Genomic DNA, 19,030 nt, shown 5'->3' on the forward strand with positions numbered 1-19,030 from the left:
TGAACGCTTCTTTCTAAAGTCCGTTTCCTGCCGGATGAGTCGTAAGTTCCGGTTTTCTCATGGAAGGGAATTTTTATGAACAAGAACGAACTGGTGTCCGCTGTCGCCGACTCCGCAAGCATTTCGAAGGCTGATGCGCAGTCCGCCGTCGATGCGGTGTTCTCCGTGATCACTGGCGAACTGAAGAAGGGCGGCGATGTCCGGCTTGTCGGCTTCGGAAATTTCACCGTGTCAAAACGCGCTGCTTCGACCGGCCGCAATCCGCAGACCGGCGCGGAAGTGAAGATTCCGGCCCGCACCGTGCCGAAGTTCTCGGCCGGCAAGGGCCTCAAGGACGCGGTCAACTAAGACCTTTTTCTTTAAGAGCAGAAAAGCCGGGCTTGCCCGGCTTTTCTTTTTTCTGGCGATCGGCCCTGCGCTTTTTCCTGGAATTGCTCAGGCTGTCGGCGCGTCCGCGCGCATCAGGCCTTCCTGTTTCAAATCGGCCCAGAGCGCCGCCGGTATCTTGGTGTCGAGCAGCGCGCGGTTGCTTTCGACCTCGGCCGGCCGCTGGCCGCCGGGGATCACCGACATCACCGAAGGATGCTGCAGCGGGAACTGCAGCGCGGCCTCGATCAGGCGCACATTGTGGCGCTTGCAGACGGCTTCGATACGCGCCACGCGGTCGAGGATCTCCTTCGGCGCCTCGCTGTAATTGTAGAAGGCGCCGGGCTTCGGTCCGGTCGCAAGCACGCCGGAATTGTAGGGACCGCCCAGCACGATGCCGATGCCGCGCTTCTGGCAAAGCGGCAGGAAGGACTGAAGCGCTTCCTGCTCGAGCAGCGTGTAGCGGCCGGCGAGCAGGAACAGGTCGAAGTCGCCGCGCTCGGCGAGCGTCTGGGCGACCGGCCACTCGTTGATGCCGCCGCCGAAGGCCTTGATCACGCCCTGGTCGCGCAGCGAAAGCAGCCCGTAATAACCGGACGACATGAACTCCGCGATGCGGGCGTCCGAGGCTTCTTTGCTGCCATGGGTGAAGATGTCGACGTCGTGGACGAAGAGGATATCGATGCGGTCGACGCCAAGACGCTCCAGCGAGGCCTCGAAGGAGCGCATGACGCCGTCATAGGAGTAGTCGTAGACCTCCCGGCGCGACGGCGTGTCGAAGAACTTGCCGATGCCGGTGCGCTGGTCCGGCGGGGCGACGCGCATGATGCGGCCGACCTTGCTCGACAGCACATAGTCGTCGCGCTTCCTGCCGCGCAGGAAGGGGTTGAGGCGGGTTTCCGACAGGCCGAGGCCGTAGAGTGGCGCCGTATCATAGTAGCGGCAGCCGGTCGCCCATGCCGCTTCCAGGGTGGCGTTGGCGTCCTCGTCGGAGATGGCGCGATAGAGATTGCCGAGCGGCGCCGTGCCGAAGCCGAGCTCGGTGAAGGTGATGCCGCCATTGCCGATGCGGTCGAAGTGCCGTGTCTTCATGTCTGACGATGTCCCGGAGCGATTTGTCTGACATGACACTATCATGCCCGTGGCCCAGCAAAAGTGCCGAGGCTCGTTGGACAGCGATTTTCGCAATGGTAGCATGAACAAAAACAAGTCTTTCGCGGCAGCGCGCCGCAAATCGATCGAGACTCGCGATATCGCGCAGACAAGGTGAGCCGTGATGACCAAAGCCGGATCCGGCATGTTCGCGACCGCGCTGGACGAGCTTGGCGCGGTGCTGGCGCGCACGGATGAAGCCCAGATCGACGCCGCCTGCGCAATGCTGGCCGGCGCCGGCAGGATCGGCGTCTATGGCTGCGGCCGCGAGGCGCTGCAGGTGAAGGGCTTTGCTATGCGGCTCTACCATCTCGGCCTGCCGGTCTCGGTCGTCGGCGACATGACCACGCCGCCGCTGGGGCGAGGGGATGTGTTCCTGGCGAGCTCGGGGCCGGGCGAGACCACCACGGTGCTGACCTTGATGCGGGTTGCCCGCGAGGCCGGCGCGAAGGTGTTGCTGTTGACGGCCGAACCGGCAGGCAGCGCGGCGAAACTCGCCGACTTCACGCTCGTCGTTCCGGCCCAGACCATGGCCAGCGACCAGGGCGCGGCAAGGACCTCGGTGCTGCCGATGGGCTCGCTGTTCGAGGGCGCGTTGTTCCTTTTGTTCGAGATCATGGTGCTGAAGCTCAAGGCGCTGACTGGCGCGACGCCGGAAGCGATGCGCGCCAGGCATACCAACATGGAGTAAGGGATGCGCTACGAGTTGATGCTGCCGCACCAGATCCGCAAGGCGATCGAGGAGAACTGGCCTGCGGTGCTGCCGCTCGGTGTGCTCGAATATCACGGCGAGCACATGGCGGTCGGCATGGACACGCTGGCTGTCATCAAGACGGTGGAGCTGATCGAGAGGGAGAGGGATATCGTCATCCTGCCGCCCTTCTATTACGGCGCGGCAAGCTATGCGGTGGCTCCGCCGGAAGGCAGCGGCTCGGTGCAGGTCGGCGGTCCGGTGCTTTCGCCATTCGCGGAGGAATTGTTCTATGGCCTGCTGCGCATCGGTTTCCGCAACATCCATGCCATCATCCACCACCAGACCGAGAATTTCGTGGCCGGCATGCCGACCGATCTCGCCTTCAAGACCGCCGGCCGGCAGGCGATCTTCCGCTTCCTGGAGAAGGAGCGTGGCGAGGGCTGGTGGGGCTCCAACAGCATGGCCGATTATTATGCCGGCCACGCGCAGGGCGAGAATGTCTTCAACTGGGTGCAGGTGCACCCGCTGATGCCGGCCGCTATGAACGGCAAATATCCGTTCGACCATGCAGGCAAAGGCGAAACCTCGCTGATGCTGGCGCTATGCCCGGAGGCGGTGGACGAGAAGCATTTCGCCGACAACACCGGCTGGTACACGAAAAGCGCGCCGGAGGCCTCGGCGGATCTCGGCAAGATCGGTGTCGCCATGATCCTCGACCATCTCAGGGCGATATTGGTGAAATAGGCCCGGTTTTTCCTTCTCCCACAAGGGGAGAAGGAGAGGTCCAGCTATTTCACTGAGCCGGCCGTCATGCCCATGATCAGGTAGCGCTCCAGCGCGATGCCAATGATGGCCAGCGGGGCGATCGCGGCCGTCGCAAGAGCTGCCATCGCCCACCAGTTGATGCCTTGCGAGCCGGTCTGGCTCGCCACCATGACGGGGATGGTCTTAGCATCGGTCGACGTCAGAAGAGCGGCGAAGAAATACTCGTTCCAGCACAGCACCATCGCCAGGATGAAAGCGGCGACCATGCCGGGCAGCGCGATCGGCATGACGATGCGGAAGAAGGCGCCCCAGATCGACAGCCCGTCGACCAAGGCTGCCTCCTCCAATTCGACGGGAATGGAGTTGAACTGATCGCGCATGATCCAGATGACGATCGGCAGCACCATCAGCGTGTAGAGGAGCACGAGCCCGATGCGGGTGTCGAGGAGGGCCACTTCCCGGTAGAGCACCAGAAAGGGGAGCGCCAGCACGACCGGCGGCAGGATCAGCTGAGAGAGGAAAAAGAAGGAGATGTCCTCGTTCTTGAACCAGGCGAATTTGTAGCGGTAGCGGACAAGGCCATAGGCGGCGAGGCTGCCGATGATGATGGCGAGGCCCGACGCGCCGACCGAGGTGATGACCGAGTTCATGAAGCGCTTGAAGAATTCGTCGCGTACCGTCGAGGTCTCGAAGATTGAATCCGGCGACAGGCCGAGCGAGCGCCAGCCTTTCCAGTCGGGCTGGAAGTCGACGAAGGGAATGAGATGGCCTTGCGTGACGTCGACCGCCGATTTGAACGAGGTGGTGATCGTCCAGTAGATCGGGAAGAGGCAGACGAAGGCCCAGAACACCAGCGCGCCATAGATGAAGACGCGGCTGGCTACGAAGGCCGCCGGTGAGCGGATCTCGGAGACGGTGTAGTTGGTGGTCTGGACGCTCATGATGTCGCTCAGTTGACGTTGCGCACGAAGCGGCTGGCAATCTTCAGCAGCAAGGTGACAAACACAACGATGATGATCAGGTAGACCATGGCGAGCATGGTGCCGTAGCCGACATTCGAGCGGTCGCGGTACTCGCGGTAGATGAAGCTCGAAACCGAGTCCGTGGCGCCGCCCGGACCGCCGGACGTTACCGTGATGATGATGTCGGCAAGCTTGAGCTTGAAGATGATGCGCAGGATCACCGCCGTCACTGACACCGGCAGCATCAGCGGGAAGGTGACCTGCCAGAAGGTTTGCCAAGCGTTCGCGCCGTCGACGCGCGCCGCCTCGATCACCTCGCGCGACATTGCTTGCAGGCCGGCGAGCAGCATAATCATCATGAACGGAATAAAGGTCCAGGCGTCGAGCACCATAATCGAGATGCGCGCGGTGATCGGATCGGAGAAGAAGGCGGGATTATCCCAGCCGAGATGCCGCGCCAGCGTCGATGCCGGTCCGAACCGGTATTCCATCAGCGACTTGCCGACCATCCAGGAAACGGCGACCGGCGATAGCATCAGCGGCAGCAGGAAGACCACCCGGAAGAATTTTCTGGCGCGGATCTGCGCGTTGAGCAGCAGCGCCAGGCCGAAGGCGATGACGTATTCTACCAGCACCGCCAGCACATAGAGCACCATGTTGAACAGCGCGTTGCGGTAATAGGGATCGCCCAGCATCTGCCAGAAATTGTCCAGCCCGTTGAACTTGCGACCAGTAAACGAACTGAGGTTCCAGTCGGTCAGCGCTATGTAGAAACCGAAAAGCGTCGGGAAGATCACCATGGCAATGGTGAAGAGCAGCGCCGGCAGCAGGAACAGCGCGCGCTGGCCGTCCTCGCCACGCGTCAGCACCTGCCAGGCGCCGAGCGCCACACCCCACAGCACATAAGCGTAAACCACGGGACGCCAGGTGTCGAAGCCGACCGTGTCGACTTCGGTCTTGTAGAGAATCTGCGTCGTGATCGCCGCCAGCAGCGCGAGCGTCGCGGCGATCAACAGGGTCCAGCCAAGGCGCTTGCGTCCGGGCGGGATCAAATCGGCCGCTGTGGAATTTGCCGGCCACGCATTTGCGGTCGAAGTCTGGTCAGCCACGCCTCTCGCCTCATATGCAAAATGACCGACCGTGGCCGGTCAAAATGCGGCCCGGCGGAGCAACACCGTCGGGCCGCGATTTCGTTAGGATAGGCCGAGCGCGGACTTATAGAGCTTGATCTGGCTCTCGCGGCCGATCTGGTCGGTCAGCTTCTCCCAGGCGGCGGCGATTGCGTCGGCGCCCTCCTGCGCCTTCATCTTGCCGGCGAAGGTGTTAGCCAGGATGTCCTCGGCTGCGGAATAGTACTGGAAGATGCCGGGGATACGCGGCTCGATCGCCGCGTTCGGATGGTTGTAGGAATCGCCTTCCGACTTGAGATAGGAGGTGATGAAGGCCTCGTCATAGCCTGCCGCCACCCACTCGGGAATGTTGAAATGGGAGTTGCGGTAGGGCTGGAAGCCCGACGGATACATCGCGGTCCAGAGCGACAGGTCCTTGCCGCCGAGATGGGCGGCGGCCGACCATGCCGCCTTTTTCTTTTTCTCGTCGCTATCGACGCGGGCCATGACATAGACGCCCCAGCCGAGGTAGGCGCAATTGGGCGAATAGTTCGGGCCGCTGGCCAGCTTCTCCCACTTGCCGGTCTTGGAGTTGTAGACGTCGTCGGAGCCCGGCAGGATCGAGAAACCGGTGACGTCGCCGATGACCGACGAGTCGTTGGTCTTGACGTTGGAGCCGATGTCGCCCCACCAGGGGATCATCGAGCCGGTGCCGGCGATGAACTGCTGGAAGCCCGTGGTATTCGGGTCGGCGTTGATCTGGTCCGGCGGCTCCGAAGGTAGGGCGTCGATCACGTCCTGGATCGCGCGCACCCAGGCCGGATTGTTGATGCGCGGCTTCATCGTGTCGATATCGAACAGCCAGGCCTTGTCATCGGGGTGCTTGGCATAGGCGGTGGCACGGCTGCCGAGGAAGTAGAAGCCAAAACCGCCCCAGGGCTTGGGCGCATCAAGATAGCCGTAGACATCTTGGCCCTTGAACTTCTTGCCCTTGAGGAATTTGGTGACGGCCTGCACCTCCTGCCACGTCTTCGGAACGCCCCATTCAGTCGTCGCGCCGCTTGCTTTCCATTCCTTGGCGAGGTCCGGATCGGAGAACACGTCGGTCCGGTAGTTGAAGTTGTGCGTGTCGCCGTCGATGGTGCAGCGGTACTGCTTGCCGTCCCAGGTGCCGACCGGCGGCTTCAGGTAGTTGACGAGGTCATCGAAATCGATCTGCTTCTTGACCCAGTCGGGCATTTCCGAAGTGAGGCCCTTGCCGCAGACATCGCCTTCGAAAGGCGCGCCCATCTCGATGATGTCGAAGTCGACGGTCTTGGTTGCGATGGACTGCTGCAGGCGGGCGTTATAATCGGCCTGGGCAAGGTCGATCCAGCTGATCTTGGCGCCCGTATAAGCCTCCCATGGCTTCAGGAAGCCGCGGAACAGCACGTTGTGAAGGTTCTGATTGTTGAGGCCCATGAAGGTGAGCTCTACGCCGGCGAATTCACCTTGCTTGACGCTCGCCTTGGTCGCTTCTAGGCAAAGCTCGCCGACTTTCTGGAAGTCGGCGTCTGTCGGCTGGCCCTTGCCGACGCCCGGTATCTGAACGATTTTCGCGCGCAAGCTGTCGGCGGCAGCGGCCGGCTTCGTCAGCGCGCCGAGCCCGGCGCCAGACGTCGCGGCGAGCGCGGCCATGCTGGCCGCGCCCTTCAACAGATCGCGGCGGCTCGCGCCGGCGCGCATCAGTTTTTCATACAGATCGACTCTCATCTACAGGTTCCTCCCAGAACAACAGCGATTGAATTGAAGTGCCAATCTCTCGGACGTCGAAACGTCTCTCGTTTCTCCTCGATCATACGGGGACGTGGGACCCCACCCTGCGTCGCCGGAGCTCCGATCTCAGGGTAACAGGCCTGCTCTCGGATTGGCACTCGCCACTATTCGCGTAATCGATTACCTTGTCAACAAGATTGGCTTTTTATCTATAAGATACCGACTTGCCGTTGCCGCTGGCAATGGCTAGCTTCACCGCAAAAGATAAAGGGGAGACGATGGCTCAAGTCGCGATCAGCAGTGTGGCTAAGGCGTTCGGAACCGTCAAGGTCCTGCATGAGGTCAGCGTCGATATTGCCGACGGGCAGTTCGTCGTGCTGGTCGGTCCTTCAGGATGCGGCAAGTCCACGCTGTTGAGGATGGTGGCCGGGCTGGAGACGGTTTCCGGCGGCACGATCTCGATCGGCGACCGCGTCGTCAACAACCTGCCGCCGGCCAAGCGCGACATCGCCATGGTGTTCCAGAACTACGCGCTCTACCCGCACAAGACGGTGGAGCAGAACATGGCCTTCGCGCTGAAGCTGCGCGGCACCGATGCGGCCGTCGTCGCCGAGCGGGTCAAGCGCGCCGCCGACATCCTCGACCTGGCGCCCTATCTCAAGCGCTACCCGCGCCAGCTTTCGGGCGGCCAGCGCCAGCGCGTCGCCATGGGCCGCGCCATCGTGCGCAACCCGCAGGTGTTCCTGTTCGACGAGCCGCTTTCCAACCTCGACGCCAAGCTGCGCGTGCAGATGCGCACCGAGATCAAGGAACTGCACCAGCGGCTGAAGACGACCACCATCTACGTCACCCACGACCAGATCGAGGCCATGACCATGGCCGACAAGATCGTGGTGATGCGCGATGGCCGCATCGAGCAGGTCGGCGCGCCGCTGGAATTGTTCGACCGGCCGGCAAACCTTTTCGTCGCCGGCTTCATCGGCTCGCCTTCGATGAACCTGCTTAAGGGCACGGTGAAGAAGGCTGAGAAGCCGGTCGTCGAGATAGCCGGCACGGCGTTTCCGATACCGTCGGGTGCGGTTGTCGAGGATGGCCAGGCCGTCGTCTATGGCGTACGGCCGGAGCATCTGGAGATCCATCCGGACGGCGTCGAGTCCAAGATCTCGGTGGTCGAGCCGACAGGCTCCGAGACGCTGGCCTTCGTGCGCTTCGGCGAGGGCGACATGGTGGCGCTGTTTCGCGAGCGCCACGACTTCAAGCCGGGCGACACGCTCAAGCTCAAGCCGCGTCTCGACCAGGTCCACCTCTTCGACGCCGGGACCGGCAGGCGTCTCTGACATCAACCCTTCAAGAGGAAACCATGCTCAAAGGGATCAATCCGTTGCTCAATGCCGATGTGCTCCAGGCGCTGCGGGCGATGGGCCATGGCGACGACCTGATCATCGCCGACACCAATTTCCCGTCCGATTCGGTGGCTCGGCAAACCGTCCTCGGCAAGCTGTTGCGCATCGATGCGAGCGCGGCCGAAGTGGTGAAGGCGGTGCTGTCGCTCCTTCCGCTGGACACTTTCGTCAATGACGCCGCCGCGCGCATGGAGATCGTCGGCAAGCCGAACGAGATTCCGCCGGTGCAGAAGGAGGTCCAGAAGGAGATCGACGCGGCCGAAGGCAAGCCCTGGCCGATGATCTCGATCGAGCGCTACGCCTTCTACGAGCGCTCCAAGAAAGCCTATTGCGTGATCCAGACCGGCGAGCGCCGCTTCTATGGCTGCTTTGCCTTCCGCAAGGGCGTCGTGCCGCCGGATGCGGAGTAAGGGCATGGCCGCCAGCAAGCCCGTCGTCATGAAGCCTGTTGTGATTTTGGGTGTGTTCGTCGCCGATACCGCCTATCGCGCCGACCGCCAGCCGCGCCTGGGCGAGACGATCCTCGGCAATTCCTTCAAGCTCGGGCCGGGCGGCAAGGGCTCGAACCAGGCGGTGGCGGCAGGCAAACTTGGCGCTGACATCACGTTTCTGACGCGCCTCGGCGTCGATGCCTTCGCCGACATGGCCAAACAGACCTGGAAGGACGCAGGCGTGAAAAGCGCCGTCATCGATACGCCGGACAGCTATACGGGCGCGGCCTATATCTTTGTCGAGGAAGGCACCGGCAACAATGCCATCATCGTCAGTCCGGGCGCGGCAATGCTGATTTCGCCGGTCGACATCGAGGCGCATGCCGAACTTATCCGTTCCGCCGGCGTTTTCGTCACCCAGCTCGAACAGCCGATCGACGCCGCCTTGAGGGCGTTGGAAATCGCGCGCGGGGCAGGGGTGACGACCATCCTCAATCCCGCGCCAGCCGCCAACCTGCCGGATCGCATCTACACGCTTTGCGACTATCTCACGCCCAACGAGAGCGAGGCCGAAGGGTTGACCGGCATCAATGTCTCCTCGGTCGACGACGCCCGCCGCGCCGCCGACGCTCTGTTGGCGAAAGGCGTTGGCGCGGTCATCGTGACGCTCGGCGAGAAGGGCGCGCTGCTGCATACCAAGGACCGATCCGAACATGTCGGCGCGGTCAATGCCGGTCCGGTGGTCGAGACGACGGGCGCGGGCGACGCTTTCAACGGCGGTCTCGCCGCCGCTTTGGCAAAGGGCGTCGAGCCGCTGGAGGCCGTGCGCTTCGCCTGTGCGGTCGCCGGCATTTCGGTGACCCGCCATGGCACCGCGCCGTCCATGCCAACCCTCAAGGAGGTCGAGGCGCTGTTGGCCAAGGCCTGACAGCTCCTGCCTTCCAATCTTTCGCGGCTTTGTTAGCGGTCCCTTGTTGCGGAACGCAAACGGAGGCAAGCGCGTTCACAGTCCTGGCCGGCAACGATTTGGAACGGTTGGATGAAAAAGCCTTACGAAAAGCCCACGCTCGTGAAGCGCCAGAAGCTCACCGAACGGACGGCTCAGATTATCGCTTCCGGCGTCATATTGGGCGAATGATCCCGAAAACCGGTCCCCACTTTAGCTACGCTGACCTTCGGTTCGGGATCATGTTCTAGAGGATCCTGCTGGTCAGCTCCAGCATCGTCGTTGCGTCCTGCTCGCTGCCGGGCATATGCACAACGCGGAGCACGCGAAGATCCCTGTTCGATCCTTCGGCCGGCATCGACACGCTTTCGCCGACCCGCGGCAATTCCTGGAAGGCAAGCTCCTCGACATCCCTCTCATTGTCGACGGAAATCCGACATCTCACAGCCATCTGATCTCTCCCGTTTTTCGCCCGAGGGCTGAACGGGACAAGGTTGGAATGGTTCCGGGATCTGGAGCAATTCCAGGAAAAGTGCAGGCGGTTAAGCTCGGCGACTTCGCCATAGCCTTCCGTCCGGAATTGCGTAAAAACAAAGAGATAGGGTGTTTTGCCGTTTTCGTGAAACGGTGAAACGCACTAGGCCTTCAGTTGGCGAACCTGCCGCGATATTCGCGCGGCGTCAGTCCCTTCAGCGCCTTGAATTGGCGTCCGAAATTAGCGAGCGATCGATAGCCGACCAGCTCTGCGATGTGGGCGATCGGCTTGTCGCCTTCCGTCAGAAGGGCGCAAGCCCTGCCGATGCGCAGCCGCGTCACATACTCGATCAAGGTCAGCCGCGTGTGCCGGGTGAACATGCGGTGGAAGCCTGATGGGCTGAGCGCGGCGAGGCGCGCGAGGTGATCGATCCTGAGATCGTCCGTATAGTGCGCGTGCAGATGGTCGAGCACGCGGTCTATGCGCGCTCCGCTCGAGGCGATGGAGGAGGGCGAGCGGGACGGCGCCGTCAGCGGCTCGGCCGCGTCGTCCTCGGCGAGCGTCAGCAGCACCGAAATCAGGTCGAGCAGCCGGTCCGCGGGCGGCTTGTCGAAGATCGCTTCGATCCGCGCCCTGACGCGCCCGGTCGCGTCTTGCGAGAATTTCAGCCCGCGCGCCGATCGCTCCAACAAGCCGGCAACCGGCCGCAGCTCGGTCAGAAGCCCGGTCAATCCGCGTGCCCATTCAGGCCGGAACCAGATGACCATGACCAGATGCGGTCTGCCGCCATCGAGCTTGCTGGAAGAAGACCATGTGTGCGGCAGGTTGGGGCCGAGCAGCACGAGGTCGCCATCGTCATAGCCGCCGACATGGTCGCCGACGAAGCGACGCCCGTGCGAGTTCAGGGTGAGCGTCAGTTCATATTCCGGATGATGGTGCCATTCGAACGGAATGGTCGGGTCGCGCGGCACCCTTACCATCGACCACGAGGCGTCATCGGCGACGGTGACTTTCTCCAGATATGGCTTCACGGCCGGCCTCTAAGGAATTCGTCTCGAACGGCGTTGAGATGACGATATGCGCCAGAATAGTATCATTCCAAGCCTGTCGGGGACAACACGCATGTCCATCGCTCGGTTAGCCTCATGTTCGGCAAGACAAGGTCGAGGAGGAAATCGGTGGCCCACGCGAAAGACATCACCAAGGACGATCATCCGACATCCAGCCGGGCAACGACCCAACTATCCAGGATCAAGAAAACGCTCCCGCTGCGCGTGCTTTCAGACGCGGATTTCGCACACTGGCAGAAGCGGGGCTTCGTGATCGTGCGCAACGCGGTGCCAAAGGAAAATGTCGAGCGCCTCAAGGCGCTGCTCTGGGAATTCGAGGACAAGGACCCCAACGATCCGGCGACCTGGGACGTCACCCAGCGGCGCGATTACGCGCTGAAGGAAATCAACAATGCCGGCATGGTCGAGATCTACAACCACCAGTTCCTGTGGGACAACCGCATGGCGCGGCGCGTCTATGACGCCTTCGTCGACATCTGGGACATGGAGGATCTGTGGGTCGCCATCGACCGCGCCAATCTTAACACGCCCAACAAGGGCAAGCGCGCATCTCCCGGCTTCATCCACTGGGATGCCGACACCTCGCTCGAGCCCAAGCCGATCTCGGTCCAGGGCGTGCTTTCGCTGGTCCACCAGGACGGCGGCGACATAGGCGGCTTCCAGTGCGTGCCTTATCTGTTCGAGCATTTCGACGAGTGGGTGAAGACGCAACCCGCCGACCGCGATCCGCACCATCCGGATATGAGGGGGATCGAGGACAGGATCGAGAAGCTCGAGCTTTTCCCGGGCGATCTGATGATCTTCAACTCGCTGCTGGCGCATGGCGTGGCGCCGAACACGTCCGACGATAAGGTGCGGATGGCGCAGTACATCTCGATGTTCCCGGCCGATGAGGGCAATCTCGTCGAGCGCGAGGCGCGAATCCGCTCCTGGCGCGAGCGCGAGGCGCCGCAGCGCGCCGGCTTTGCCGGCGATCCGCGCGGCTGGGAGAAGAGAAACGCCGAGATGGCAAAGCTGACGCCGCTCGGCGAAAGGCTGCTGGGGCTGGTCAGCTGGAACGAGTGAGCCTGAGCGATCAACATGGACGAATGCCATGTCGGCTTCAGACCGCCTGAGCGGCCGATCTGGGCGGAGCGTGAGTTCGGGCCGCCTGGTGGAGCAAAGCGGCGAGCGGGTCGCCGATATGGCATCTTGACTTGTAGCTAATATAGCAGGAACTTAAATAGGTCCATCCTATGGGGTGCAGTGATGGCCGCCTTCGTGAGATCGGTTCTGTTGTCCGTCATCCTGGCAATGAGCGCAGAGCGAGCCGAGGCCGCCATCAAAATCTGCAACAACTTCTCCCAGACTGTTTATTTTGCGATGGCGTATGCCCAGCCTGGGTACGACGAGTCATACATTTCCCGAGGTTGGCTGGTTCTGAATCCGAATGGTGGCTGCGATCAGTTCGACAGCGCGCTTCATTTGACTGTATTCTGGTACTACGCAGAAACAAACCAATACAAAGTTAGCAAGAACGTCAAAAACAAGAATATGTGGGGGAGCGTTCGAGCGGACAAACAGTTTTGGATAGCGACGAACTCCTTTAATTTTATCAATAATCTAAATGACAATCAGTCGCGCCCCGGCGATCCTGGCGCAAGACTGGTTGGCTTTACACGTTCCGTTGAATCGAAGGACTCGGAGTTGGACGAGACGCTGACCATCGAGGCTGATGGGATTAACGTCTCGCAGAGTTTCAGCAACAACACCAACGTCAACGATAATACCAGCAAGTAGCGGCCACTAAAATCCAGTGCCTTCTGCCGGTCCGGCGTTCAGACTTTGGCTCGCACCAACACGGCTATGTGACTGAAAAAATGGCGCGAGTGACGGGGCTCGAACCCGCGACCTCCGGCGTGACAGGCCGGCACTCTAACCGACTGAGCTACACCCGCGCACTGACGAGCACGTGTCAGGCGTGTTCGTCGTTGGGGCGCTGGATAAGGGGTTCGCCTGCGGGTGTCAAGCGCGGCATTCAAGCATTATAGCAATCAGGAGAAGGTTTTTTGACAGCGCCATTGAGACCGGGGAAGTCCGCACTGTAGGGCGCACGCCGTCCGTTCATTTGGCCTTGCGAATGCGGCCCTAACTGCTTAAAGGTCCGCGCTCAAGCGGGCGATTAGCTCAGTTGGTAGAGCGCTTCGTTTACACCGAAGATGTCGGCGGTTCGAGCCCGTCATCGCCCACCAGTCCGCCGGACAAGCAGGAAGTAGGTCGCGGCAGCGACCCTCGCAGGGCCGCCACCTTGTCGAAGGCCGGGTTCAGGTCGCTATTGCCTGACATAGCAGCGCTTATGAGCGCCTGGAGCAGGATCATCGCCGAAAGCGTCGTTGCCGCAGCGAACGCCGTTCCTGAAGACATCCTGCGTGTATTGGCCGCGTGCGCCGTATCTGACCACCGCGCGGCCACGGAAATCGCAGAACTCACCTTCCCTGGCGCAGACGGCCCAGCCGCCGCGGTCCGGGCGCGAGCCGTAATCGTCGCCGCCGTAGTTGTCGCCGTCATAGCCGCCGCCACGCATCATGATGTAGCAAGCCTTTCTCCGGCCTGGGGCAGGATCGCCAAAGACGCGATTCGAGCAGGGCACGGCATCACGATCGAAAAACCGTGAGGTCATTTGACCGCGAGCGCCGTAAAGCACTTCCGTGGGGAATGGCAGGCGGCACAGGCCGCCTTCATTCGCACATTGCCGCAGCTGCTGCGCCGAGGCGGTGGTGGGGAATAGGGCGGTGGCGGTCGCGGCCAGGCCGACGAGGCAAATGACTGCCAACGCCATTCGGATCAAGAAAACTGGGGTCTTTGACACGATTATCCTCCATGCGATTCAGGTATCGCGATTCAAGCTCACCATCTTACAGCAGCCCGGTTGAATAGGCGATGAATGAGCCGGTCACTGCGAGGCCGGCCGCCGCCGGCCCATCTTGCCAAGCATGGACGCGTGCCGGAGCCGCGGCGAATCACTGCGGTGCCAGGCGAAAATCCTGGCCTTCCGGCAGGAGCTGGCCGCCATCGACGACAATCGTCGTGCCGGTGATATAGCTGGCATCGTCCGAGGCCAGGAACAGGAAGGCGTTGGCGACGTCGCGGGGTGTGCCGAGGCGTCCGAGCGGCACGGCGTCCTCCATGCTCTTGATGAAGGCGGGGGCACGATGCAGCTTCATGCCTTCGGTCAGAATGTTGCCGGGCTCGACGCCGTTGACGGTGATGCCATAGCCGGAAAACTCCAGCGCCGCTGCGCGGATGAAGCCGTTGATGCCGGCTTTGCTGGCGGAATAGTGACCATGGCCGGGGCTGCTCACCTGAGGCCCGGTGATGGAGGAGGTGAAGATCATGCGGCCGCTCTTCTGCGCCCTCATCGGAGTCAGGGCGGCGCGGGCGGTGTTGAAGGTGCCACGCAAATTGACCGCCATGACACGGTCCCAGTCGTCGGGACTGGTGTTCTCGATGAGCTGCCAGGGATAGATACCGGCGTTCTGGACGATGATGTCGAGGCGGCTATGACGCTCCAGCGCCAGCGCCACGACGGCTTCCGCGTCGGCCATCTTCGAGATGTCGGTGTGGATGAAGGCGGCGCCCAACTCGTCGGCGCTGGCCTGGCCGGCTTCCGCTTCGCTGTCGGCAAGCACCAGCCTTGCGCCTTCCTCGGCGAAGCGCTGGGCTATGCCCTTGCCGATGCCGCGCGCGGCGCCGACGATCGCCGCTACCTTGCCCTCGATACGTCCGGTCATGCGGGCCGCCTTTCATGCCAGTTTTTGACGAATGGTTTGCTTGAAAGCGTCGAGCAGCACGGCGGCCAGCACCAGCAGGCCATGGATGACCTGGGTGAAGTTGGCCGGCAGGCCCATGAGGTTGATCGCGGTGTTGATGGCCGACAGCAATAGCACGCCGGCATAAACCCCGGGCAGTGTTCCGACGCCACCCTTAAGGCTGACGCCACCGATGACGACGGCGGCGAAGGCGTTGAAGAGGAGGCCGACGCCGAGATTGGCGGTGGCGCCGGAGGTGCGGATGGCAAGCAGCCAGCCGGCAAGCCCCGCGATGGCGCCGGCGAGCACGAAGGCAATGATCAGGTTGCGGTTGACGCGGATGCCGGCGCGGAAGGTCGCCGTTTCGTTGCCGCCGATCATCACCAGATGCCGGCCGAAAGGCGTCTTGGCCAGGATCAGCGAAAAGATGACGAAGCAGGCGACCGCGATCCATGCGGTGAGCGGCAGGCCGGCGAGGCGCTGGATGCCGAACCAGCGGATCGCAGGGGCCAGATCCTGTGCCGAGCGGCCGCCGGAGATGACCAGCACGAGGCCGCGTACCCAGATGTAGGAAGCAAGCGTGATGATGAAGGCGCTCATCTTCAATCTGACGATGAGAAAGCCGTTGATGACGCCGATGATCGCTCCGACCGCCAGCGCGATGGCAAGCGATACCGGCACCATCAGCCAATCCGGATGCAGTTGCACGCCGAGGCCGATGCCGGACGAGCAGAACATGATGCCGACCGCCATGGCGCTAAGCGCGGCGACCGATTCGACCGAAAGGTCCATGTGGCCGGCGATGATCACCAGCGCCAGGCCGATCGACATGACGCCCAGCACGCTGGATGCCTCGATGATGTTGGCAAAGATGCCGAGCTGGAAGAAGTTTGGAATGAAGATCGAGAACACCGCCAGCACGAAGACCAGCATGAACCAGACGAGATTGTCGAGCACGAGCTCGAGACTATAGCGGGTGCGCGGACTCATGGGGCGATCCGGTTGGCGTCAAGACGGGAAGCGCGACCGCTTCTGCGCGGACGCGCCACGAGGCCCCGGGCCACGAGCGGCCCGGGACTCTGCTGGGAAAGCTTATTCGACGGACTTGACCGTATCCGTCGGCGGCTTCTGGTTGCCCCAGAAGGCGGGATTGTCGACGTTCGCCTTGGTGATCGCAGCGCCCGGGATCTTGATGTTGGGACCCCAGGTTTCCTTGGTCACCACCGACTTCAGGCCGAGCACGTCATAGTCGCCGGGCTTGATCTCCTGCTTGTTGGCGACCTTATCCATGAACATGGCGACAGCGGCGGCCTGCGCGTAAAGCGGTTGCTCGACCTCGACGTTCAGCCAGCCCTTGCGGATCAGGTCGAGACCGACAGGCGCGCCGTTCGAGCTCATCAGCATGACATCGCCCGGCTTCTTGCCAGCGGCTTCGAGCGAAGCGACTGCGGCGACCGAGAGATGGGCTGCATGGCTGAAGATCAGGTCGATGTCGGGATTGGCCAGCATCTGGTCGGCGACGATCGTGCCGGCATTGCTCGCTTCCCACTGCATGGCCGGCAGCGAGATGATCTTAACGTCCGGGAACGCCTTCATCTTCTCCTCGAAACCCTTCTGGATATCGAGCGTGTAGGGGTCGCCTGGATCGCCGAGCACCTGCAGGACCTTGCCTTTCACCGAGCCGTTCTTGGCCTTCAGCAGGGCCTCGGCCTGGTCCGCCGCGATGTGGCCGATCTCGATCGTGCCGGCGACCGAGGTGAAGTCGGACGGTGTCGCGGTGATCTGGCGGTCGAACTCGACCACTGGGATGCCGGCCGCGCGGGCAGCTTCAACGGATGGCTTCAACGCGTTGAAATCGACCGCGGCGAGGATGATCGCCTTGGGCTTCAGCGCGATAACGTCATTCATCTGCGATTGCTGAGCGTCGGTCTTGTTGTCCGCGTTCAGCGTTTTCATCTCGTAGCCGACTTGCTTCAGGAACAGCTCCAACGCGCTCACCGAGCCGGTCTGGAATTCGTCGAGCAATGTCGGCACCAGGTAATAGACGGTACCCTTGGACTGGGCGAATGCCGGCGTCAGCGTGGCAATGGCCAGTGCCAGGATACCGAAGACAGAAAGTAATAGTCGCTTCATGTCGTTCGCTCCTCTTGCGCCGGACCCCTCATTTTGTGGTTCAGCCCGCCGGTCCGGCACCGGCGAGCGTCTCCCCGGTGATCATGTTGATCACCGCGTCGGGACTTGTCTTGTTGCGGGCAACGTCGCCCGCCACGACGCCCTGGCGGATCACCACGATCCGGTCGGCGACCTGGAAGGCCTGCTGCATGATGTGGGTGATGATGACGACGCCGATGCCCTGGCTTGCCACCTGGCGGATCATGTCGAGGCCGCGGCGGGTCTGTTCGACGCCGAGCGCGGCGAAGGGCTCGTCGAGCAGCACCAGCTTGCCGCCCCAATGCACGAAGCGGTTGAGCTCGATCGCCTGCCGCTGGCCGCCCGAGAGATGCTCGACCTTGGTGCGCAGCGAGGGAATACGCGTGCCGGCATTGGCCAGCGCCTTGCCGACCACCGCTTCCATGGCGCGCTCGTCGAGGACCGGAACGCCCAGCACCTTGCGGGTGATCTCGCGCCCCATGAAGAAATTTGCCACCACGTCGACATTAGTGCAGAGCGAAAGGTCCTGGTAGACGGTCTCGATGCCGGCGGCCTTGGCCTCGGCTGGAGACCTGGCGAGGAATTCCTTGCCTTCGAACAGCATGCGGCCCGAGGTCGGCTCGAGCCCGCCGGCGATGATCTTGACCAGCGTCGACTTGCCAGCGCCGTTGTCGCCGAGCAGCGCCACGACCTCGCCGCGCCCGATCGAAAAGCTGATGCCGCGCAGCGCCTGGATGGCGCCGTAGTTCTTGGTGACATTGTCGAGGACCAGCAGGGGTTCGCTCATGCCGCGACGTCTCCGCCCTTCAGAAGGTCGCCATCGCGCTGCCGCTTGGCCGTGAAGATCTGGCCGAAGCGCGGGGAAAGCACGCCCGATACGGCGAGCGCCGCGGCCCCGCGCAGCACCGTGTGCTGACCACCTTGCGCCACCAGGATGCGCGGTGTGGTGCGATCCTTGCGCGCTGAAACCGAGTTCAGCAGGGGCTGGCCCGATGCCGCCAGCCGTTCGAGCAGGGCAGGCGAGGCCAGTCCGCCAAGAATGATGGTTTCAGGATCGAAGAGGTTCTCGATGATGGCGATCGCGTTGCGGAAGACGGGCGCAACCTCGGCCACCCAGCCGGCATCGTCGCCGCTCCAGCGGTTTCGCGCGTCCAGCGAAATGTAGCGTTCGAGGCAGCCGCGATTGCCGCAAGGGCATGGTTCACCACCTGGAACGACCGGGATATGGCCGATCTCGCCGGCATTGCCCCAGGCGCCGCGCAACGCGCTGCCGTCATGCAGCATCGCGCCGCCGAGCCCGACGCCGAAATAGAGATAGTAATATTCGGAATGTTTTGCGCCGAGGCCGTAAAGGCGTTCGCCCATCGCGGCAGCCGCCATGTCGTTCTCGAAGAAGGCCGGCAGGCCGGTGGCTGCCGTCAGCTGCTCGCGCAGCGGAACGTCCTGCCAGCCGGCCATGGTGGTCGGGCCGACGAAGCTCATGGGCTCGACGCCGAACGGGCCAGGAAGCGCCATGCCGATGCCGATGACGCGGCCGCCCACGCGGCGCCCAGTCATCTCGGCGACCATGGCGCCGATCGCTTCGAACGCGTCGTCGGGAGCGGCATTGGGCGCCTCTCGGTGCGCGCTCTCGACCACGTCGCCGCTGAGGTTGATCAGCGCCGCGTCGATGCCGAGCGGGGTGAGGTGGATGCCGACGGCATAACCGCCTTCCGGATTGATGCGCAGCGTCGTCGGCGGCAGGCCACGACCCTTCGGCTCCTCGCGAACCGACAGGATGTAATCTTGCTCCTCCAGCTCGCGAACGATGGTCGAAACGGTCTGGACGGTCAGCCCGACATGCCGGGCAATATCGCCGCGCGCGATGGGACCGAAGCGGCGGATGGATTCGAGCACGATGCGTCGGTTGTACGGCCGCCCGAACTCCTGATTGGTCCCCCGCAACGCCATGCCTTGCGCCCCT

Annotated in this window: 21 protein-coding genes and 2 tRNA genes; 10 read left to right on the forward strand and 13 right to left on the reverse strand. The window is 62.7% G+C overall.

What is annotated here, in order from left to right; translation table 11 throughout:
* The first annotated feature begins 75 nt into the window (after nucleotides 1–75).
* On the forward strand, nucleotides 76–348 hold the full coding sequence (hupB, locus tag RFM41_RS17955) for a DNA-binding protein HupB (protein WP_027166452.1): 273 nt from the start codon (nucleotides 76–78) through the stop codon (nucleotides 346–348).
* A gap of 87 nt (nucleotides 349–435) precedes the next feature.
* On the opposite strand, the gene RFM41_RS17960 is transcribed toward hupB, so the two are convergent.
* Nucleotides 436–1,458 carry an aldo/keto reductase gene (locus RFM41_RS17960; protein ID WP_320244811.1) on the reverse strand — a complete coding sequence of 341 codons (1,023 nt, stop codon included), beginning with the start codon at nucleotides 1,456–1,458 and terminating at the stop codon, nucleotides 436–438.
* 184 nt (nucleotides 1,459–1,642) lie between these two features.
* Here RFM41_RS17960 and RFM41_RS17965 point away from each other — a divergent pair, with 184 nt between their 5' ends.
* Together RFM41_RS17965 and RFM41_RS17970 are read left to right on the forward strand one after the other, a co-directional pair.
* Entirely contained in the window at nucleotides 1,643–2,209 is a 567-nt protein-coding gene (locus tag RFM41_RS17965) for an SIS domain-containing protein (protein WP_320244813.1), read from the forward strand.
* Between the two features lie 3 nt (nucleotides 2,210–2,212).
* Nucleotides 2,213–2,956 (forward strand): creatininase family protein, encoded by a 744-nt coding sequence (locus RFM41_RS17970; protein ID WP_320244815.1) that lies wholly within the window; start codon nucleotides 2,213–2,215, stop codon nucleotides 2,954–2,956.
* 44 nt (nucleotides 2,957–3,000) lie between these two features.
* On the opposite strand, the gene RFM41_RS17975 is transcribed toward RFM41_RS17970, so the two are convergent.
* The 3 genes from RFM41_RS17975 to RFM41_RS17985 form a co-directional block, all read right to left on the reverse strand.
* Nucleotides 3,001–3,918, reverse strand: coding sequence for a carbohydrate ABC transporter permease (locus RFM41_RS17975; RefSeq protein ID WP_320244817.1), 918 nt, complete (start codon nucleotides 3,916–3,918; stop codon nucleotides 3,001–3,003).
* Nucleotides 3,919–3,926: 8 nt separating this feature from the next.
* A complete protein-coding gene (locus tag RFM41_RS17980; protein ID WP_320244819.1) occupies nucleotides 3,927–5,048 on the reverse strand; it encodes a carbohydrate ABC transporter permease in 1,122 nt (373 codons plus the stop codon).
* An 84-nt stretch (nucleotides 5,049–5,132) separates the two neighbouring features.
* Complete coding sequence (locus RFM41_RS17985) at nucleotides 5,133–6,800, reverse strand: sugar ABC transporter substrate-binding protein (protein WP_320244821.1); 1,668 nt, start codon at nucleotides 6,798–6,800, stop codon at nucleotides 5,133–5,135.
* 281 nt (nucleotides 6,801–7,081) lie between these two features.
* Here RFM41_RS17985 and RFM41_RS17990 point away from each other — a divergent pair, with 281 nt between their 5' ends.
* The 4 genes from RFM41_RS17990 (at nucleotide 7,082) to RFM41_RS34185 (ending at nucleotide 9,775) form a co-directional block, all read left to right on the forward strand.
* Nucleotides 7,082–8,140, forward strand: coding sequence for an ABC transporter ATP-binding protein (locus RFM41_RS17990; protein ID WP_320244823.1), 1,059 nt, complete (start codon nucleotides 7,082–7,084; stop codon nucleotides 8,138–8,140).
* A gap of 23 nt (nucleotides 8,141–8,163) precedes the next feature.
* Entirely contained in the window at nucleotides 8,164–8,616 is a 453-nt protein-coding gene (locus RFM41_RS17995) for an RbsD/FucU family protein (RefSeq protein ID WP_320244825.1), read from the forward strand.
* A gap of 4 nt (nucleotides 8,617–8,620) precedes the next feature.
* On the forward strand, nucleotides 8,621–9,565 hold the full coding sequence (rbsK, locus tag RFM41_RS18000) for a ribokinase (protein WP_320244827.1): 945 nt from the start codon (nucleotides 8,621–8,623) through the stop codon (nucleotides 9,563–9,565).
* 111 nt (nucleotides 9,566–9,676) lie between these two features.
* Nucleotides 9,677–9,775: a putative RiPP precursor gene (locus RFM41_RS34185; protein WP_430691472.1), complete on the forward strand. Its 99-nt coding sequence runs from the start codon at nucleotides 9,677–9,679 to the stop codon at nucleotides 9,773–9,775.
* A gap of 55 nt (nucleotides 9,776–9,830) precedes the next feature.
* Here the strand turns inward: RFM41_RS34185 and RFM41_RS18005 are convergent, their stop codons facing one another.
* Both RFM41_RS18005 and RFM41_RS18010 read right to left on the reverse strand, forming a co-directional pair.
* Nucleotides 9,831–10,034, reverse strand: coding sequence for a hypothetical protein (locus RFM41_RS18005; protein ID WP_320244829.1), 204 nt, complete (start codon nucleotides 10,032–10,034; stop codon nucleotides 9,831–9,833).
* A gap of 194 nt (nucleotides 10,035–10,228) precedes the next feature.
* Nucleotides 10,229–11,089, reverse strand: a complete 861-nt coding sequence (locus RFM41_RS18010) for a helix-turn-helix domain-containing protein (protein WP_320244831.1) — start codon at nucleotides 11,087–11,089, stop codon at nucleotides 10,229–10,231.
* A 114-nt stretch (nucleotides 11,090–11,203) separates the two neighbouring features.
* Between RFM41_RS18010 and RFM41_RS18015 the strand changes: the two genes are divergently transcribed.
* Entirely contained in the window at nucleotides 11,204–12,193 is a 990-nt protein-coding gene (locus RFM41_RS18015) for a phytanoyl-CoA dioxygenase family protein (RefSeq protein ID WP_430691473.1), read from the forward strand.
* A 183-nt stretch (nucleotides 12,194–12,376) separates the two neighbouring features.
* Nucleotides 12,377–12,907 (forward strand): DUF1036 domain-containing protein, encoded by a 531-nt coding sequence (locus RFM41_RS18020; RefSeq protein WP_320244835.1) that lies wholly within the window; start codon nucleotides 12,377–12,379, stop codon nucleotides 12,905–12,907.
* Nucleotides 12,908–12,988: 81 nt separating this feature from the next.
* On the opposite strand, the gene RFM41_RS18025 is transcribed toward RFM41_RS18020, so the two are convergent.
* A tRNA-Asp gene (locus tag RFM41_RS18025) sits at nucleotides 12,989–13,065 on the reverse strand.
* 218 nt (nucleotides 13,066–13,283) lie between these two features.
* On the opposite strand from RFM41_RS18025, the gene RFM41_RS18030 reads away from it, so the two are divergent.
* Nucleotides 13,284–13,359 (forward strand) — tRNA-Val (locus RFM41_RS18030).
* An 80-nt stretch (nucleotides 13,360–13,439) separates the two neighbouring features.
* Here the strand turns inward: RFM41_RS18030 and RFM41_RS18035 are convergent.
* The 6 genes from RFM41_RS18035 to RFM41_RS18060 form a co-directional block, all read right to left on the reverse strand.
* Complete coding sequence (locus tag RFM41_RS18035; protein ID WP_320244837.1) at nucleotides 13,440–13,694, reverse strand: hypothetical protein; 255 nt, start codon at nucleotides 13,692–13,694, stop codon at nucleotides 13,440–13,442.
* Between the two features lie 433 nt (nucleotides 13,695–14,127).
* Nucleotides 14,128–14,898, reverse strand: coding sequence for an SDR family NAD(P)-dependent oxidoreductase (locus RFM41_RS18040; protein ID WP_320244839.1), 771 nt, complete (start codon nucleotides 14,896–14,898; stop codon nucleotides 14,128–14,130).
* Between the two features lie 12 nt (nucleotides 14,899–14,910).
* The gene (locus RFM41_RS18045; RefSeq protein WP_320244841.1) at nucleotides 14,911–15,906 is read right to left on the reverse strand and encodes an ABC transporter permease; all 996 of its coding nucleotides are present in this window, start codon (nucleotides 15,904–15,906) and stop codon (nucleotides 14,911–14,913) included.
* 102 nt (nucleotides 15,907–16,008) lie between these two features.
* Nucleotides 16,009–17,049 carry a sugar ABC transporter substrate-binding protein gene (locus tag RFM41_RS18050; RefSeq protein ID WP_320244843.1) on the reverse strand — a complete coding sequence of 347 codons (1,041 nt, stop codon included), beginning with the start codon at nucleotides 17,047–17,049 and terminating at the stop codon, nucleotides 16,009–16,011.
* 40 nt (nucleotides 17,050–17,089) lie between these two features.
* The gene (locus RFM41_RS18055; protein WP_320244845.1) at nucleotides 17,090–17,854 is read right to left on the reverse strand and encodes an ATP-binding cassette domain-containing protein; all 765 of its coding nucleotides are present in this window, start codon (nucleotides 17,852–17,854) and stop codon (nucleotides 17,090–17,092) included.
* Nucleotides 17,851–19,017: an ROK family protein gene (locus RFM41_RS18060; RefSeq protein ID WP_320244847.1), complete on the reverse strand. Its 1,167-nt coding sequence runs from the start codon at nucleotides 19,015–19,017 to the stop codon at nucleotides 17,851–17,853. The genes RFM41_RS18055 and RFM41_RS18060 overlap by 4 nt, the downstream gene beginning before the upstream one ends.
* Nucleotides 19,018–19,030: the final 13 nt, after the last annotated feature.

The sequence above is a fragment of the Mesorhizobium vachelliae genome (genome assembly GCF_033977325.1).
GTDB lineage: Bacteria > Pseudomonadota > Alphaproteobacteria > Rhizobiales > Rhizobiaceae > Mesorhizobium > Mesorhizobium vachelliae.